General features: G+C 51.5%; 9 protein-coding genes, 1 tRNA gene, 2 rRNA genes and 2 pseudogenes. 7 read left to right on the plus strand and 7 right to left on the minus strand.

The window, feature by feature from the left end:
- The first annotated feature begins 39 nt into the window (after positions 1-39).
- The 3 genes and pseudogenes from ACI0FJ_RS19210 to ACI0FJ_RS19220 form a co-directional block, all read left to right on the plus strand.
- Positions 40-2970, plus strand: a 23S ribosomal RNA gene (locus tag ACI0FJ_RS19210).
- A gap of 187 nt (positions 2971-3157) precedes the next feature.
- Positions 3158-3272: ribosomal RNA gene (gene rrf, locus ACI0FJ_RS19215) — 5S ribosomal RNA — on the plus strand.
- Positions 3273-3760: 488 nt separating this feature from the next.
- Positions 3761-4975 (plus strand): annotated as a pseudogene (locus ACI0FJ_RS19220) (IS5 family transposase); the annotation flags it as partial.
- Between the two features lie 1009 nt (positions 4976-5984).
- Here ACI0FJ_RS19220 and ACI0FJ_RS19225 read toward each other — a convergent pair.
- From ACI0FJ_RS19225 to ACI0FJ_RS19235, 3 genes are read right to left on the minus strand one after another with little or no spacing between them, the layout of a single operon-like run.
- Positions 5985-6818 carry a class I SAM-dependent methyltransferase gene (locus ACI0FJ_RS19225; protein WP_424306125.1) on the minus strand — a complete coding sequence of 278 codons (834 nt, stop codon included), beginning with the start codon at positions 6816-6818 and terminating at the stop codon, positions 5985-5987.
- The gene (locus ACI0FJ_RS19230) at positions 6818-7855 is read right to left on the minus strand and encodes a methyltransferase (RefSeq protein WP_424306126.1); all 1038 of its coding nucleotides are present in this window, start codon (positions 7853-7855) and stop codon (positions 6818-6820) included. Before ACI0FJ_RS19230 ends, ACI0FJ_RS19225 begins: the two co-directional genes overlap by 1 nt.
- 55 nt (positions 7856-7910) lie before the next feature.
- Positions 7911-8534 carry a TetR/AcrR family transcriptional regulator gene (locus ACI0FJ_RS19235; protein WP_424306127.1) on the minus strand — a complete coding sequence of 208 codons (624 nt, stop codon included), beginning with the start codon at positions 8532-8534 and terminating at the stop codon, positions 7911-7913.
- A 424-nt stretch (positions 8535-8958) separates the two neighbouring features.
- Between ACI0FJ_RS19235 and ACI0FJ_RS19240 the strand changes: the two genes are divergently transcribed.
- The 3 genes from ACI0FJ_RS19240 (at position 8959) to ACI0FJ_RS19250 (ending at position 12256) form a co-directional block, all read left to right on the plus strand.
- Positions 8959-10779 (plus strand): ATP-binding protein, encoded by a 1821-nt coding sequence (locus tag ACI0FJ_RS19240; RefSeq protein ID WP_424306129.1) that lies wholly within the window; start codon positions 8959-8961, stop codon positions 10777-10779.
- A gap of 296 nt (positions 10780-11075) precedes the next feature.
- Positions 11076-11152, plus strand: a tRNA-Pro gene (locus ACI0FJ_RS19245).
- A gap of 237 nt (positions 11153-11389) precedes the next feature.
- A complete protein-coding gene (locus ACI0FJ_RS19250; RefSeq protein WP_424306131.1) occupies positions 11390-12256 on the plus strand; it encodes a ParB/RepB/Spo0J family partition protein in 867 nt (288 codons plus the stop codon).
- A 172-nt stretch (positions 12257-12428) separates the two neighbouring features.
- On the opposite strand, the gene ACI0FJ_RS19255 is transcribed toward ACI0FJ_RS19250, so the two are convergent.
- Entirely contained in the window at positions 12429-12692 is a 264-nt protein-coding gene (locus ACI0FJ_RS19255; RefSeq protein WP_424306133.1) for a hypothetical protein, read from the minus strand.
- A gap of 389 nt (positions 12693-13081) precedes the next feature.
- Here ACI0FJ_RS19255 and ACI0FJ_RS19260 point away from each other — a divergent pair, with 389 nt between their 5' ends.
- Positions 13082-14158 (plus strand): radical SAM/SPASM domain-containing protein, encoded by a 1077-nt coding sequence (locus tag ACI0FJ_RS19260; protein ID WP_424306135.1) that lies wholly within the window; start codon positions 13082-13084, stop codon positions 14156-14158.
- Between the two features lie 481 nt (positions 14159-14639).
- Here the strand turns inward: ACI0FJ_RS19260 and ACI0FJ_RS19265 are convergent.
- The 3 genes and pseudogenes from ACI0FJ_RS19265 to ACI0FJ_RS19275 all read right to left on the minus strand — a co-directional run.
- Positions 14640-14735 (minus strand): annotated as a pseudogene (locus ACI0FJ_RS19265) (transposase); the annotation flags it as partial.
- Positions 14711-15928, minus strand: coding sequence for a multidrug effflux MFS transporter (locus ACI0FJ_RS19270; protein WP_424306136.1), 1218 nt, complete (start codon positions 15926-15928; stop codon positions 14711-14713). The gene ACI0FJ_RS19270 and the pseudogene ACI0FJ_RS19265, both read right to left, overlap by 25 nt.
- Before the next feature lie 59 nt (positions 15929-15987).
- Entirely contained in the window at positions 15988-16476 is a 489-nt protein-coding gene (locus tag ACI0FJ_RS19275; protein WP_424306138.1) for a MarR family winged helix-turn-helix transcriptional regulator, read from the minus strand.
- Positions 16477-16519 lie beyond the last annotated feature (43 nt).

Below are 16519 nucleotides of genomic sequence, written 5' to 3' on the forward strand. Positions count from 1 at the left end.
TGATCATTGATAGTAGAATAGGCGACGAAGTTGTGTCTGAAAAAAGATAGTAAGGGCAACTGGTGGATGCCTTGGCACCAAGAGGCGATGAAAGACGTAGTAGGCTGCGATAAGCCACGGTTAGGAGCCAAACATCCTTTGATCCGTGGATTTCTGAATGGGGAAACCCAGCCGGAGTTATGTCCGGTTATTCCTTGGCTGAATTCATAGGCCTTGGAAAGCAAACCCGGGGAAGTGAAACATCTCAGTACCCGGAGGAAGAGAAATCAAAAGAGATTCCCGTAGTAGCGGCGAGCGAACCGGGATTAGCCCAAACCGTATGCATCCGTGCATGCGGGGTTGTGGGACTGCCATACGCGATTCGAATAGCTAGCAAAACAAGCTGGGAAGCTTGGCCATAGAGGGTGAAAGCCCCGTATGTGAAGGCGAAAACGACGCAGGCAGCACCCGAGTAGGGCGGGGCACGTGAAACCCCGTTTGAATCTGGGGGGACCATCCTCCAAGGCTAAATACTCCTTGGTGACCGATAGTGAACCAGTACCGTGAGGGAAAGGTGAAAAGAACCCCTGTTAGGGGAGTGAAATAGAACCTGAAACCAGTTGCCTACAAGCAGTGGGAGCGGACTTGTTCCGTGACCGCGTGCCTTTTGCATAATGAGTCAGCGAGTTACTCTGTACAGCCAGGTTAAGCGTTAAGTGTAGCCGAAGCGAAAGCGAGTCTGAATAGGGCGTTAGTTGTGCGGAGTAGACCCGAAGCCGGGTGATCTATCCATGAGCAGGCTGAAGCTTGAGTAAAGTCAAGTGGAGGGCCGAACCGTTGTCAGTTGAAAATGACTCGGATGACTTGTGGATAGGGGTGAAAGGCCAATCAAACCCGGTGATAGCTGGTTCTCCCCGAAATATATTGAGGTATAGCCTCGGATTAGATTACCGGAGGTAGAGCACTGACAGGGCTAGGGGCCCCACCAGGTTACCAAACCCTATCAAACTCCGAATGCCGGTTAATTGTTGTCCGGGAGTCAGACTGCGGGTGCGAAGGTCCGTAGTCGAAAGGGAAACAGCCCAGACCGCCAGCTAAGGTTCCCAAGTGTATGCTCAGTGGGAAAGGTGGTGGGACTACTTAGACAGCCAGGAGGTTGGCTTAGAAGCAGCCATCCTTTAAAGAAAGCGTAATAGCTCACTGGTCTAGTGGTCCTGCGCCGAAAATGTAACGGAGCTAAGTATACCACCGAAGCTGCGGGATCGTCTTTTAGACGATCGGTAGGGGAGCGTTCTCTACTGCGATGAAGGTGAAGGCGTAAGCCACGCTGGAGTGTAGAGAAGTGATTATGCTGACATGAGTAACGATAATGGGAGTGAGAAACTCCCACGCCGTAAGCCCAAGGTTTCCTGGGTAAAGTTAATCTGCCCAGGGTTAGTCGGCCCCTAAGGCGAGGCTGAAAAGCGTAGCTGATGGGAAACGGGTTAATATTCCCGTACCCGTGTGAATGTGCGATGGGGGGACGCGGAAAGGTAGGCCATCCGGGTGTTGGATATCCCGGTGCAAGTGTGTAGGCTGAATCTCCAGGCAAATCCGGAGGTTTAAGGCCGAGACACGATGCCGTGAGCTTTTGCTCTGAAGTGGTTGAGCCTCTGCCGCCAAGAAAAGCCTCTAAGTTTAGTTCACATGGACCGTACCGCAAACCGACTCAGGTGGGCGGGGTGAGTAACCCAAGGCGTTCGAGGAAACTCTGGCTAAGGAACTCGGCAAAATGACCCCGTAAGTTCGCGATAAGGGGTGCTCTTTGATGTGATGTGTTTACTCGCTAAGCATCGAAGAGCCGCAGAGAAATGGGGGTGGCGACTGTTTACTAAAAACATAGGTCTCTGCTAAGTCGCAAGACGAAGTATAGGGACTGACGCCTGCCCGGTGCCGGAAGGTTAAGGGGTGGAGTCAGCGCAAGCGAAGCTCTAAACCGAAGCCCCGGTAAACGGCGGCCGTAACTATAACGGTCCTAAGGTAGCGAAATTCCTTGTCGGGTAAGTTCCGACCTGCACGAATGGCGTAACGATCTCCCCACTGTCTCAGCCAGAGACTCGGTGAAATTGAATTCGCGGTGAAAATGCCGTGTTCCCGCAGAAGGACGGAAAGACCCTGTGCACCTTTACTACAACTTGACGTTGTGTTTTGGGCTAGCATGTGTAGGATAGGTGGGAGGCTATGAATCGGGCACGCCAGTGTTCGTGGAGCCACCCTTGAAATACCACCCTTGCTAGTCTAAGGCCCTAACCTTCTACTGTTATCCAGTGAAGGGACAGCGTCTGGTGGGTAGTTTGACTGGGGCGGTCGCCTCCCAAAGAGTAACGGAGGCTTGCAAAGGTTCCCTCAGGTTGATTGGAAACCAACCGTTGAGTGCAAAGGCATAAGGGAGCTTGACTGTGAGGCAGACATGCCGAGCAGGGACGAAAGTCGGTCTTAGTGATCCGGTGGTCCCGAATGGAAGGGCCATCGCTCATAGGATAAAAGGTACGCCGGGGATAACAGGCTGATCGCGCCCAAGAGTTCATATCGACGGCGCGGTTTGGCACCTCGATGTCGGCTCATCACATCCTGGGGCTGGAGCAGGTCCCAAGGGTACGGCTGTTCGCCGTTTAAAGTGGTACGCGAGCTGGGTTTAAAACGTCGTGAGACAGTTTGGTCCCTATCCTCTGTGGGCGTAGGAGAATTGAGAGGGTCTGTCCCTAGTACGAGAGGACCGGGGTGGACGAACCTCTGGTGTTCCTGTTGTCGCGCCAGCGGCACTGCAGGGTAGCTACGTTCGGAACGGATAACCGCTGAAAGCATCTAAGCGGGAAGCCAGCCTCAAGATTAGTTCTCCCTGATCATTAGATCCTAAAGAACCCAGGTAGACCACCTGGTTGATAGGCCGGATGTGTAAGCGTAGCGATACGTTCAGCTGACCGGTACTAATAGTTCGTGAGTCTTTTTTCAGATTTAAACACAACTTCGTCCCTATTTTCTATATTTCGCTCTCAGAGTTGAAATAGCTGCACACTGGCTTCGTTGCCTCAGGAAAATAGCTTGTGCGGCGTATGTAAGAATACGCCTCCGCGCATTTCCCTTCGCGCCTCGCCAGAAGCACATCTCTTCAACTCTGTGCCATGAGCAATATATTTGCTCTGGCGGCCATAGAGAAGAGGCCACACCCGATCCCTTTCCGAACTCGGAAGTTAAGCTCTTCTTCGCCGATGATACTTGCGAGTAGTCGCTGGGAAAGTAGGTCGCTGCCAGGGCTCCTTTTCAAAAGGTCCATATCGAAAGATATGGACCTTTTTTTATGGCCCAAGGCGGGATTTCGGCGCCCTGCTGCGTTGCGGCGTAACGTGCTGCCCAGGGCTGTAGGTCTGACTACTATCCCCCGTCATCCCGTCACGCCGCGCCTTGCAGGGCATCCGAACTTCCACCTGAAGAGAAGAAAATTGTACTTATCTCACGTTGTTCCGCGCCCCGGCAGGAACAAAACTTACACTGCCGTGGGAAGAAGAGGGGGGATGCTTCGAGTCGTCTTTTTCTTTGATAGGCCCTTAAAGGCTCTCTGGTCTGTTTGCAGAAAATATTCATCCCACGTGTCATCCCCACCTTAAATAGTCGGGCCTGAAATATCTCTAGTGGATTGATTTTTATTAACAATTCTCCTTGTATAATGTAGTATTTTCGACCAGAGAACGTTGTGAATTCGTATAAAACCGGTCGAAATGATGCAGCGAATGGCGGGAGAATCATGAGGGCAAAACCCAAAAAACAGCCGCAGGGTACGTTCCTTTACCCAGACCTTCTGGACCAGCTCAATCCGAAGGCTCCGCTCCTTCAATTGGCGAGGAGAATTCCCTGGGGGCGATTCGAGGAGGAGTTCGCCGGACTCTACAGCGACCAAGGTCGGCCAGCCAAGCCGCCCCGGCTAATGGTCGGGCTGATGCTGCTCAAGCAGTTGGAGAATCTGAGCGACGAACGGGTCGTGGAGGCATGGACGCAAAATCCCTACTACCAGGCGTTTTGCGGTATGACCGAGTTCCAGTGGAAGCTGCCTTGCGATCCCACGGATTTGATCTATTTCCGCAAGCGCATTGGCGAGGACGGGGCACGACTGATTTTCGAGGTCTCCGTGGAACTGCACGGTGATGACGCCAAAGAACGAGAGATCACGGTGGATACCACGGTCCAGGAAAAGAACGTAACCTTTCCTACCGACCTGAAGCTTTTGACCAAAGTCATCGAGGGCTGCCGTAAGATCGCGGACAGCGAAGGCGTCGGTCTACGCCGCAGCTTCAAGCGCACGCTCCCCAAGCTTCGGCTGAAACGGATGAAGATGGCCAAAAAGGCGAGGAAGATGCGGACAATGGCTGGTGCCTTGATCCGTGAACTCCGGCGCAAATTGCCGGGCGAAGCCCTGGGCCGCCACCAGGAGCGACTTGACCTGTACGAGCGGGTCAAGGACCAGAAACGAAGCGACAAGAATAAGGTCTACAGCCTACACGAACCCGATATTCTCTGCATCTCCAAGGGTAAAGCGCACAAGCAGTACGAGTTCGGGCGCAAGGCGTCCATCGCGGTCACAAAAACTACGGGTATCATCGTCGGCGCGATGTCGTTCAACGAGAACGTCTACGACGGCCATACGTTGCCGGATGTCCTCGAACAGTGTTGGGAGGTCACCGGGGTCTGTCCGTCCATGGCGATCTGCGACCGAGGCTACAGGGGCCTGAATCAGGTCGGTGACACGCAAATCCTCATCCCAAAGCCTCCGAAGAAGAAGGACACACCGTACCAGCGCCTTATGGCGCGGCTCCGCTTCCGCCGTCGGGCGGCTATCGAGCCGGTGATCGGCCATCTCAAACACGATCACCGCATGGCCCGGAGCTATCTCAAGGGCGCGGTCGGCGACGCCATTAACTTGTTTATGGCCGCAGCGGCGTTCAACTTCAGGAAGTGGATGCGGAAAATCGGAGAGTTTTTTGTGCTCTTGGCGTTTCTGCTCCTCGGCAAAGACTCAAGCCGACGGCTGGCGGAAAATGTGGCGTAGAAGCTGAAACGGGTTTTTCAGGCCTGACTAAATAATTGCCTGTAGGCGTCTGTATAATTTTCAGCCAACAATGGCGTCGTATTCGCCACGCTTCGTGGCGCACCTGCAGCGGCATGTTTGCAAATGCTGCTTCCTACCTTATGGCCAATGACTTTATCTCACCTGCCATGGTTCAAAGAGGCGGCAAAGACTTCCTTTTAGACACCTGCGGCTCCTTCGTGCCGGAAAGGGAGGAGAAGGTTCGGAAACAAACGGGGAAACCGGGCGCGTTGACCGGGTTTCCCCACTGTTTCCGTAAAAAACAATAATCTTGAGTAAGCAGACGGCCAAAGGGACACCATGACTTTTTCTGTTCGGCTGCCAGTCCTTTTTTTCAATGCGTGAAAGCGCATTGTTTTTCGTCTTCCGCACGCTGCTACGTCGCAACGTGCTGCCTAGGGCTGTAGGTCTAACTACTATCCCACGCCATCCCGATACGCCGCGCCTTGCAGGCATTCCGAACTTCCACCTTGGGAAGAGAAGAAAATTGCCTGATCTAACGTTTTTTATCGCCTCAGCAGGAAGAGAACTTACGCTGTCTCAAAGGATTATCCGGGTTTCCCCACTGTTTCCGTAAAACATGCCGAATCTGAGCTTGGCGGCTATGCGAAGGGACACCATGACGCGTCTGTTGCCCACGTCCTCTTTGCTTTTCTCTACAGAATAAGGTTGATGCGAGGTCTTGAGTTTTTCGAAGCACCGAAGCTATGTGCGAGATGGGATTTTACGCTCTGCGGGGTGGCGCAACGTGCTGTTGTGGGGAGAGAGGGGCGAGGGCTTTACGTCTTCTTCGCTTTTGGCCTCCCACTGCTTTGAAGCCCTCTTCGCATAAACAACAAGGGCTCCAAAACAGGAGAGTTTCTTTTTCTGATGGACAGTTTTTTCGCTAAGCGGCGTTGGCCACTTGCCTGCTGGCAAAATGCAGTTGCACTATTCGGCAAGCAAAACGTGGACGGGCAAATGGGAGGCGTGCGAACATGCCGAAGAGGCCCCATTGATTTTTATAGTAATCAAAGTAGTTCCACTCTGTGACGAACTGGATTCCCTGGTGCCAAGACTCCATTTGACGGGTATTTTTCAGCCCCCACTTGAATTTTACCTGGCTGTCGATTTGCTTGAGGGTCTCATGATGCTTTTCCTTACCTACGAAAGCCGAGCCAAGCATTTCAAAAAACATTTCCGCATCAGGAAATCGTTCGGCCAGTTCTTTGAAAAATTGCTTGAGCTCGTTTTCTGTAAAATACATGAACAAACCTTCTGCCAGAAAAACCACGGGGCGCCCGGCTGTTTCCACCTTATCCATCCAGGACAGATCGAATATGGATTGCGCAATGAAGTGATAGCGGTCGTTTTCTGTGAAAAAACGTCGTCGCAGCTCGATTGATTCGGGAACATCTATCTCGTACCAATCGACGGTATCGCATTGGAGCCGTGCATGCCGCGTATCCAGGCCTGCTCCAAAGTTTATTACAACAGCGTCGGGGTGTGCCTCCAGAAACGTGGATAAGCCGTCGTCCAACAGTCTGGTGCGTACAGCCACACCAAGTTTTGTGTAGCGGCTTGAGGCTTCGAACCGAGAAAAGTCGTAATTGATTTGCGACACCATCTCCACTGCCTTTTCATCATGGATGATGGGATTCTCCGCTTGTGTGGCTGCGGCTCGTGCCCATAAGGCGATGAGCAATGTCTCTGGAATTCCCTCTAAATCATGTTTGGTCATTACGCTTTCCCCTTTCTTCCGATGGTCATTTCCATGGGGCCGTGCGGCTGTATCTTGAGCTCGTCGAGCGGCCGCAGTTCTGTGGAAACAAAGCCCGCATCCAGCATGGCTTTGGCGATTTGTCCGCTTTCAAATGCCATGTCCATGCCCTGGAGCATGGTCGGCAGCCAACTGATGACGGTATCTGCCGGGCCTGTCCTATCGTGGGTCAGTCCATCGGATGTAACCAGGAATATCCCTCCTGGTTTCAAAGCTGCGAGCACCTTGGGCATAAGTTCATCAAGCCGGTCGTGAAAAAAGTTCAGACTGAAGTTCGCCATGATGAACTCGTATCCTTCACCCAAATCATCTTGCATATAGTCGCCACCCTTTGCAGTGACGCGATCTTCCATTCCGTATTCGGCTATTACTTCCCTCGCCACTTCGCTGACGGCGGGTTGGTCGAAGACCATGCAATGCAGAGATGGGTGCGCGGCAGCAACGGCAAGGCCGATGATTCCCGGGCCCGCTCCCAGGTCGAGAATCTTGGTGAATGTCGAGAACTCGGGGAGCTTGGAAACCTGCTGTGCGATGAATTGGGCTCGGCCGCTACGGGAGTGGTTCACGCTTATGCGTGCTCCTTTTTTCCACCGTTCCGGATTGGCCATGTCTTTGGGCGGCGGTGGGCCATTGCTGATCAATTTTTTTAGTCCGCCGTTCATAAGCGGCTCGAGCCGCTTGCCCATGAACAACAAGCTCATCCCCAGCGATGTGTCTTTTCCCGAAGTCAGATACTGCTTCGTCTGTGGGGTGTTGTTGTACTGCTCGTTTTCTTTTTTCAGGCATCCGAGGCCGACAAGGGCGTTGAGCAGGTATTCCGTGTTGCCCGGATGGAGCGAAAGGGCTTTGCTGAGTTCTTCAGCAAGGACGGGATGGGAGGTGTGGTCAAATATGTTCAACTCAATGGACGTCTTGAGAAGCTCCCATTTGAGCGCTTCCTGCTGCAGGACAAAGATATTGTCTGTAACTGGTTCCGGGATAGGGAGTTCTTTTTTCATGCTGCTTTCTTCCTGTGTTGGTTAATGCGTTGATATTTCCGCTTTTCCACTACAGTCAGCCTGGCAAAAGACCGCGAAGAACGAAAGAAAGGCACTGTTTGTAATAGTTGTCGTCCACATTGTTTTTTATTCCTTCCTTTTGTGAGTGAATGAGAAAGTGATTATGAAATTCCCACCAGATGTGGACCAAACCGCAAATCATGATCGAAATATTAAGGGGCGTCATGTCGTTGCGGATATCGCCGCATTCCTGTGCTTTGCGGATGCGCTCCAGGTAGGCATGGTGCCATTCGTCTTCACCGGGCCATGGAGCGTCGTCTCCTTCCAGGCGTCCCCAGTTTGCGAGCCGCAGCATGGTTGGATTGTCGCGGTAGAAGCGAAACATGGAGGCAATGAAGTGTTCGAGAAATGAGCTGGTGGAGCTATCTCCCGGCATAGTGAGCTTAACGTTTTCTAGCCCCCGATCAATAATCGCTTTTTTAACCGCGTCGTAGACGCCCTGTTTATTTTTAAAATGAAAAACAATAAGCGGCCCGGAGACGCCGCTGGCCGTGGCTATCTCATTCATTTTTGTCCCGGCATATCCCTTTTCGGCAAACAAGGCCTCTGCTGCCTTGAGAATTTCGAATTTGGTTGCATCTGCATCTCTTTTTTTTACCAACACAAGCTCCTTACTCACTGGCTTACTGAACAGTTAGTAAGTTAAATGGGCCGTGACAACTCGTCAAGAAGCAAATGGCGAATTGAAGATACTACCCGCGCAACCTAAGCCATAGCCGTTGCACCCGACCATGGCGAAGACTCGTCCTTGTTGTCTCCGCCACGCTTTATGGCGTACAGCGGCAGAATATTCGTAAATGCGGTTTTCCACTGCCTGGCGCAATGACGTCACTTTTCTTTTTTGGGCCCAGAGGTCTCAATTGCTTTTCACAGGTCTTTTCAATCTGCTGCATGGAAGTGAAGTGTCGCTTCTCTAATTGTTTTGCATATGGTAGAGTCTGCTAGAAGTAGGTTCCATTGACTGCGCATAGCGGATGGAAACTGGGCGCAGCAGCCTTCTTTGGACTTTTTAGCCCCTGCACGCACTCTCCTGGGAGGGTGGTATGCCGTACTCGAATGCTTCTCTGGAATCCCTAAGCGATGTGGTTGTCCCGGATTCCATGCTTGAGCGCTGGCAGAAGATTGTCGATCTTCTTGCCGCCCTTGCCAAAGTTCCTGCCGCGCTGATTATGCGGGTGCGAAAGGATGTCATCGAGGTCTTCCGGACAAGCGACTCCGAGGGCAATCCCTACCCCCTTGGCGCATCAGACCATTTCTTTCATAAATGCGGGCTGTATTGCGAACATGTCATTCGGACAAACGATAAACTGCTCGTTCCCAATGCTCTGCTGGATGAGGATTGGAAAGATAATCCCGATGTGGCGCTGAACATGATTTCGTATCTTGGTTTTCCCCTCCTGTTACCGGACTCCACCCCCTTTGGCACGATTTGCATTCTGGACAGCAAACTGAACAGATACAACCCGAAGATTGAGGGGATAATGACGCAATTTCGGGATGTGCTCGAATTTCAGCTCGCTCAATTATGCCAGTACGAGGAATTGAAAAAGGCTCTTGAAAGCTTCAGGGGCCGAGAGGAACTGCCACACGATGGCAGCCAGGAAACGGTCGCCGAATTACAGCACCGATTGCTTGAACTTGCCCGGTCACTGGACGACGCCAACCACCATTTGCAAAGAGAAATATATGAACGAAAGCTGGTTGAAAGGGCTTTGAGAAAATCCCAGCAAATAGCCGTGGCCGCCAGCCGCGCGAAAAGCGAATTTTTGGCCAATATGAGCCATGAGATCAGGACTCCCCTCAATGGTGTGATGGGGATGCTGCAGTTGCTTCAAGATACAGAGCTTAATACCGAGCAGAAGGAGCTTGCCGACTACTCGATTCTGTCTACAAGGCGGCTGACGAACTTGCTGTCTGATATCTTGGATCTTTCACGTGTAGAGGCCGGGAAGTTGGACCTCAGGATGGAAGCGGTGAATTTGCACGACGTTATGGCCTCGGTCGAGCAGCTTTTTCGGCCAACAGCCAGAGAGAAAGGGGTGGAAATAAAATTTCAGGTATCCCCCGGACTTCCTGCGGGTCTTATGAGCGACGTGACCAGGCTGCAGCAGATTCTCTGCAACATTGTAGGCAACGCGGTAAAGTTCACCGACACGGGCATGGTGCATGTTCAGGCCTATCCACTGCCTTTCAGCAAACCCAATGAACTTCGTGTGCTCTTTTCGGTTGCCGATACGGGCATTGGCATTTCCGAAGAGAAGATGGACACCATTTTCGACCCGTTCGAACAGGTATCGACCGGATTTCAGCGGGAAAGCCAGGGAGCGGGCCTTGGGCTGGCGATTTGCAAAAAGCTGCTTCGGCTGATGAAGGGAGACCTTGCGGTGGAAAGCAGGGAAGGAGAGGGGACGACTTTTTATTTATGTCTGCCGTTCCAGCTGGTGGAAAAAGAGCAGGATGAGGTAAAAGCACCCTCCCGATCCTGCCGGGGCAATGCGTCAATCTTGCTGGTTGATGATGATCTTGTATCCCGGATCGTTGCCGAGAAGCATATTCGCGCCTTGGGATTCGATGTTACCCTGGCCTGTAACGGCAAGGAAGCGCTCAAGGCCGCATCGAAAAATTCTTTTGATCTGATTCTGATGGACATCCAGATGCCCCAAATGGACGGAGTTTCCGCAACCATGGCCATACGCCGTGGGGATGCGGGAAGGCGCAACATCGATGTTCCCATTGTCGCGCTTACCGCATACGCCATGGCAGGGGAAAGAGATGTTTTTTTTGACGCGGGCGTTAATGACTATATGACCAAACCGTTGGATAAATGGGAATTGGAGGCCTTGTTGCAACGTATGTTTGCGTAGAAGCAGCTGGTTATTCTGTTTGGGAGGCAGGACTAACGCTCTAAATGCGTAAATAAAAAGGCGACCGAAGGGGCCGCCTAAAATGCATCTCGCCAAAGGCGGCGAGTGTCAGATGAATACTATCTCTGTACAGTTTGGGCCTGACAAGTGGATCCGACTGTTCGCAAAGGCGTGGTTAGGGCATGAGGACACTGCCCTGAAACAAGTTCCAAAACATCAAAACAAACTTAATTTGAATTTTTTTTAAAAGTCGCTTGACACTGAGCACGTACTTATATAGTTCTTTCCTCCTGCGTCGGGATGTAGCGCAGTCTGGGAGCGCACCTGAATGGGGTTCAGGGGGCCGGAGGTTCAAATCCTCTCATCCCGACCATAATTTTCCCTAAGAAAAAGGGCCAGTTAACGCACAAAGTTGACCGGTCCTTTTTTCGTTGTGGGGAACCGTTTGGGGAACCACCTGCTCCCAGCGATGTTGGAGCGCACTGATTAACCATCTGTAATCACTGTGTATGAAGGCGTACGACCTGGAAGAGGGTCAACCCCTGATTACCCTGGTGGGTTCGACATGCTTCTGCAAAATATCCATACACCCTCCGTCTTCGAATGAGACATGAAGTGCGGGGTATCGAAATACGTGGACAGAGAGATTTATCATGTGCCTGTGGATGAACTCCTGGAAGATCAGGATCAGCCCCGGAAGTATTTCGATAGAGCGGCCCAGGACGCGTTGAAAGAATCCATCATCAAGTTCGGTCTCATGCAGCCCATCGTTTTCCGTCAAAGAGAGAGTGATGGTAAACTTGTGGTTGTGGCGGGAGAGCGCAGAGTCAGAGCTATCAAGAGTATTTTGCGAAAAGCGAAGTCTGGTTCTGACGATCCAGAGAACCAGGAACTGCTTCGGCGTTTCGAAACCATCCCTGGAATGTTCATCTCAGACAACCATCAGGAGATTGCTCTGATTGAGAACGTTCAGCGTGAAAATTTGAACCCGGTGGAACTGGCAGAAGGATTAGCAAAGCTCAAAGAAGACGGAAGATATGGACTGGATCACCTTGGAACGATGATTGGCAAATCCATGTCCACTGTCAGCGAAATATTATCCATCAATAAAATCCCAGATGAAATCCTTAGTGATGCTCGAAAGCGCAAAGATGTGTCACAGTGGGTATTGGTGGAAGTTGCCAAGGCCAGGGGGCCGAAAGCCAAAGCCAAGAAATGGGATCAGCTGAAAGATAGTGGATTGACCCAAGCTGCTTACAAGAAGAAAAAGAAAGAAGCATCCGAGAAAAGTGATGGGAAGGGCTTCAACTTCGGCACCAGCATGAGGGCTGTTAAAACCGCATCGACCCAGATTCAGAAATTGAAAAGTGTTGATATGGGAGACATCGACTCAGACAAGCAGCAAGAACTTCGTATTCAGCTTGAGACGTTGCGGAATGAGTTGGAGCAGGTGCTTGAAGGGGGCGGCGTGAACTAACTTTTTCCAACTCAAATGCTTATCCTGAAGCCATTGTAATATGTTTTGGGGAGCACCTCTGAAGGGAGTGACGGGGCTGGAGGGGCCACCGAAGTTGGGGAGGGAAGCTGTTTTTCAGGTCCACCCGATCCGTGACGATGATCACCCGGCAGTCCTTAAACTCCGGCTTCAGCTAGAGCGCCTTGGCCAGAAAGACCATGGTGAAGGACTTGCCCGAACCCGTGGTGTGCCAGATGACATCGCCTTTACGACTGCCACGTCTGTCCAGGCGTTTCACCCGCTCAAGCATGGACATGATCCCGAACGCTTGCGGATTGATACCTTGCCACGATCTTCTCGACCCGCTTGTCGGGATGATGAAGTACCGGACTATCTCCAGCAGACGTTCCTTTCCGAGCAGACTGACCAGCAACTTGTCCTGATCTGTGGGAAGCACATCCTAGGACCAGAGCGACTCGAAGTATCGCCGCATTGAAGCGGGACGAATATGCTGGATGGCCGTTGACTTGAACCAGGCGGACAAAGCGCGCTTGGAGCAGGCTTGCACTATGAAAGACAACTTACAAACTAAAATTGAAAGAGAAATGTCGCAAACTTGGGTAGATACGATTAAACTCCTGTCTAAGTAGATTTACGGGGCTATGAAGTAGCCCGGTGACCGATTATGTTTGGTAGGAGCCTGTGAATGCAGAGGACTGCCCGAGCTTTGTTTTGGTAAACGATTCCTGACATTCCAAGCTTCATTATTCCTGCATTGGCACGTAATTTGCTAACACTTTTTTATGCAGAAATTTTTTCCTCGGCACCCAACATGGAGAAGCAACAATGCATTACATACAGAACTTAAAAAGCATTAACACGAATCTTTCGAATGCCTATGCGCAAGCGAATGTTCCAATAGTTGATACTCTTCCGCATCACGTTACTATTACAACAACCTTGCGGTGCAACTATAGATGCCTCATGTGTTACCAAAATAGTTTTTCTGGTGAAATTGATTGGGCCGCTATCCGTCGCTTGGAGAAGATTATGCCATTCGTGCGAACTCTTCAAGTTTTTGGTGGCGAACCGCTTGCGTATCATCGATTCGGTGATCTCATTAAATTTTCCACTGCCTATGGATGCTCCACAAGCACAATTACAAACGGTTCATTATTGACTGATGACATGATTAAACTTGCTGTCTCGAATAATTTTTCTGCAATACGTTTTAGCATCGATGCCGGAACACCAAAAACGTACAAATATATACGTGGAGGCGACTTTTTTCAGGTGCTGGACAATGTGAGAAGACTCAGTAAAGAAAAAATATTGCAGCACAAGCATTCACCAGTCATTTTTTTCAATTTCGTGGCAATGGCATGTAATATTCGCGAACTTTCAAAATTAGTGGTGATTTCGTCAAAACTTGGTGTTCATGGTATTAAGGTTGCCTTTCCCCTTCTTAAAAAAGAAGAATTGCTTACAGAATGCTTATATTTCCATCAAGAAGTGAGTGATGAGGAGATGTACAAGGCCAAACGAATCGGTGAATCTGTTGGTGTACACGTTGACATACCGAATTTATTTTCCGATCCACTGCCTTCGGAGGACGAAAAGCGTCAGCAATATTTCTGCTCGGACCCTTGGAGTAAATTGTTGATTAATATTGATGGCACTACCTCGGTCTGCTGCGGAGGACTTCCCCCGATAGGCAATCTCTTGGAACAAGATATTGACGATTTTTGGAATAACGATCTCATTCAGGGCATTAGAAAAACTGTGAACACACCGGATGAACCGATTGCCTGTAAGCAATGTCGAGTGAGAAAGCCAAGTAGCCACAACTTAAGCATGCATATTCCGCCTTCCCTTCAAGAGAAGGCTCTAGAGCTTCATGGGCATCGAATAAAAGCGAGATAATTTGTCATGGCCTAGATAGTGTCGTCAAATTAATGCAGAAAAGCATTCCTACCGTCCTGTTGGCAAACACCTTTTTTTCTAAAGATTGAGTGAGTAAACAGTCATCATTGTCAGAGTTCTGCACCAGGTATGGATGTGGAGCTACAGTTGTAGTCAGATACTGTTTCAAGACGGCACACCACCTCGGGGAACCATTTGGAGAACCGGGTGCCTCCAACACCTATCCAACACCCCTTGCTAAATGTTCCCAGCATGTGGGATAATTCAATGAATTTCAATGGGTAGGAGCGGGTTTCCTGGAATGGGGTTCAGGGGGCCGGAGGTTCAAATCCTCTCATCTCGACCAGACATATTTTAAAGGACCAAGTGAAATTCACTTGGTCCTTTTTTTGTGCCTTTTGTTTAGGCTCTGGCTGCATGAGACTGGCTCTACACCAAAGAAGGGGGCAGTCACCAAAGCGAACTGTTCCGACATTTTCACTTACCCGCATAATACTTTGACGCGTAAGCGGTAGTTCTCAAAGTTCCTGAAGCCATAAGCACGTCGCTGTATCAACTTAATCTTTCTGTGAAATCCCGCTTGGGGCGCAGTCCCCAGTATATTCCAGCAGCCAGGAATATGGAGCAGGCCATGGAAAGGCTCATGGTCTGCCCAGGGGGCAAAACACCCGCCAGCCCGGAAACCAGAGCGCTTGCTCCGGCTCCCACGAACATCTGCAAAGAGTTGATGGCGCCCGATGCCGTTCCTGCCATGCTCTCCCAATTACTGACCGCCTCGCTCATGGTGTTCGGCAGCATCATGCCGAAGCACACCATTACCGCCAGCAAAAGTGGGAACAGTTGGGGGAGTGATGTTGTGCCATTGCCCCAGGTGAAAAACAGAATGCAGCAGACTGCCAGCACCATTCCAACGAGGTCAGCGGCAATAATCGGGCGCGCATGGACTTCCCGCCGCCCCAGAAATCCGCTGATCATGGACCCCACAACAAGACCGGCCGAAGTTCCGGCAAACACCAGCGAGTACATCTTTTCGGACAGGTGCAGTTCTTCCACAAGAAAGCCCGGTGATCCTGCAATGTAGGAGAACAAACATCCGAATCCAAAGGCCTGGGGAAAGGCGAGGCCGCAAAAGTCTCTGTCGGTGAAAATGGTCTTGTAACCCGTGGCAAGTTGGCGGGGATTCAGGGGAATGCGGCGTTCGACCGATAGTGTTTCGGGCAGTCCAAAAAATACCGCGACAAGTAAAATAACTCCCAGCGCTCCCTGCATGCCGTAGATGGCGCGCCAGCCGAGCAGCGTAAGGACGACACTGCCGATTATCGGCGCCAGCAACGGGGCAAGGCCGCCGATAAGCATGATGCCGGACAGTTTGCGCCGGGCAGCGCTGCCGGAAAGGGTATCGCGGATGACCGCCAGGGGAATGAGGATGCATACACCGGCCGCAGTGCCCTGTATCAGGCGTGCAAGCAGCAGAAAATGGAACGAAGCCTTCAGCATGCAGGCAAAGGCCGCCAGAGAGACGAAAAGCAGGGAGATGAGCAGTGTAGGCCTTCTGCCGTAGCGGTCTGCCAAGGGGCCACCCATGATGGGCGCTATGGAAAATCCGAGCAGAAACAGGCTGAAGGTAAGAGCCCCCTGGCCCTGCGCAACCTGAAACGCCGATTCAAGCGCCGGAATGGCAGGCAGGTTCATATCTATGCACAGCGGCGGGAGGGTGGAGAGCCCCGCAATCAGCAGCGTGAACAAAAAACTGTCGGTCCTGAGTGACATATGTGATCTCCGGCAAGATAGAGGAGCGTGAAAGGTGAGCGACGCGTGGGGGGGAGCGATCAGCCTGATGGAATATGCGGCAGATAAGTTGAGGTTTCTTCCAGGACATGAAGAAGCTTTGCACGGAGTTCGGAAGGAACCTGGCGGAAAAGGGCTTCATATGCCGCAGCTGTGCTGTGCTGCAGCTCCTTTATGTAATCTTGTCCGGCCGGAAGAAGGCAAACAAGGCGCTCGCGTTTATTGTCCGGGTTGGGGTGCTTGGCCACCATGTTTTCGGTAACCAGGCGGGCAACCAAGCGGCTGGTTGCGCATGGGCTTAGGTTCACTGCTTTTGCCAAATCGCCGATGCGTTGCGGGCCGTGGCGATACAGCCGGAACAGTGTGGTCAGCTGGCTGAAGGAGAGGTCCACCGCGTGCATTGTTCGGGACATGTGCGAGAAAACCTGGTCTGCCGCCAGCCCGTGCAGGCGGTCGAACATATGGCCGATGCTGCCAGAGGACAGTTCGTCGGCAGCGGCTGAATGTGAAAAGTTTTTATGTGCATGCATGCACATATTCTGGGCAGACGGCAGTAAATTGTCAAGTTGATAA

The sequence above is a fragment of the Desulfovibrio sp. 7SRBS1 genome (assembly GCF_049723905.1).
GTDB lineage: Bacteria > Desulfobacterota > Desulfovibrionia > Desulfovibrionales > Desulfovibrionaceae.